The sequence below is a fragment of the Microcystis sp. LE19-131.1A genome, assembly GCF_027532015.1.
Classification (GTDB): domain Bacteria; phylum Cyanobacteriota; class Cyanobacteriia; order Cyanobacteriales; family Microcystaceae; genus Microcystis; species Microcystis ichthyoblabe_A.
Genome location: NZ_JAPZSS010000186.1, coordinates 1 through 1,374, shown reverse-complemented (window position 1 = coordinate 1,374; position 1,374 = coordinate 1). Strand labels below are relative to the sequence as shown.

Below are 1,374 nucleotides of genomic sequence, written 5' to 3'. Positions count from 1 at the left end.
TGGACACCTGCTACCGGATTGTCAGACGCAACGATTGCTAACCCAACCGCTAACCCAACCGAGACTACTACTTACACCGTAACCGCTACCCATACCGCTTCAGGTTGTACCGCTACGGATACAGTTGTGGTAACCGTTGATTTAACTATTCCAGTTGCCAATGCAGGAGCTGATTTCACAAAAACGTGTATTGTCAACACAGCAGGTTTAGCAATTGGAGCAACAGCAGTTTCAGGCGTAACGTATGCTTGGACACCTGCTACAGGATTGTCTAGTGCTACGGTTTCCAACCCAACCGCAAACCCAACCGAAACGACTACTTACACGGTAACAGCTACCAATACCGCTACAGGTTGTATGGCTACTGATACGGTTATAGTAACAGTTGATTTAACTACTCCAGTTGCCAGCGCAGGAACTGATTTCACAAAAACATGTGTAACTAATTCAATAGGTTTAGCAATAGGAGCAACAGCCGTTGCGGGGGTAACCTATGCTTGGAGTCCAACCACAGGATTGTCAGAAGCAACAGTGGCTAACCCAACCGCAAATCCAACCGCAACTACTATTTACACCGTAACTGCTACCCATACCGCTTCAGGTTGTACCGCTACTGATACAATTTTGGTAACAGTTGATACTACTGCACCAGTTGCCAATGCAGGAACTGATTTCACAAAAACATGTGTAACAAATGCAAGTGGAAAAGCAATAGGCGCAACAGCCGTTGCAGGAGTAACGTATGCTTGGACACCTGTTACAGGATTGTCAGATGCTACGATTGCAAATCCAACCGCAAATCCAACCGCAACAACTACTTACACCGTAACAGCTACCAATACCGCCTCTGGTTGTACCGCTACTGATACAATTTTGGTGACAGTTGATACTACTTTACCAATTGCCAGTGCAGGAGCTGATTTTACAAAAACATGTGTAACTAATCCAACAGGTTTAGTAATTGGCTCAACCGCCGTTGCAGGTGTAACGTATGCTTGGACACCTGTTACAGGATTGTCAGATGCAACAGTTTCTAACCCAACCGCTAATCCAACCGAGACTACTACTTACACTGTAACCGCTACCCATACCGCTTCAGGTTGTACCGCTACGGATACAGTTGTGGTAACCGTTGATACTACTTTACCAGTTGCCAATGCAGGAGCTGATTTCACAAAAACGTGTACTATCAACCCAGCAGGTTTAGCAATAGGAGCAACTGCGGTTGCTGGCGTAACGTATGCTTGGACACCTGCTACCGGATTGTCAGACGCAACGATTGCTAACCCAACCGCTAACCCAACCGAGACTACTACTTACACCGTAACCGCTACCCATACCGCTTCAGGTTGTACCGCTACGGATACAGTTGTG

1 protein-coding gene is annotated in these 1,374 nt (G+C 46.5%); it reads left to right on the top strand.

The annotated features are described in order from the left end of the window. Positions 1 to 18 precede the first annotated feature (18 nt). A partial coding sequence (locus O9323_RS14390) for a hypothetical protein (protein ID WP_288125323.1) occupies positions 19 to 1,374 on the top strand: 1,356 nt, incomplete at its 3' end.